This window comes from Acidovorax sp. SRB_24, from assembly GCF_012931925.1.
Map to the genome: position 1 here is coordinate 1 of NZ_MWOM01000362.1, position 249 is coordinate 249.

The following is a 249-nucleotide window of genomic DNA, read 5'->3' on the forward strand; positions in this document are numbered from 1 at the left end:
GTGCATGCGCCGGGCCTCGTCGGCGAACCGCGGGCCCACGTTCTCTGTCTGTGCAGCGATCTTACGCGCCCATTGCAGCCACGCGGCCTGCGCCGACACGGCGGCGGCCGGTGACGCTGTGGCCGGCACGGCAGGCATTGCGCCGGCCTGCGCCGCGCCGGCTTGCACCGCGCCGGCCTCCGGCTTGCGCGCCGCGCGCTGGATGCGCGGCGCACTCAGCACCTTGCGCACCTGCGCATCGCCGCACAG

The 249-nt window shown here is 75.9% G+C and carries 1 protein-coding gene; it reads right to left on the reverse strand.

The annotated features are described in order from the left end of the window. The coding region (locus B2J89_RS22280; protein WP_169170899.1) for a DUF1178 family protein at positions 1-249 on the reverse strand (249 nt) is incomplete at both ends.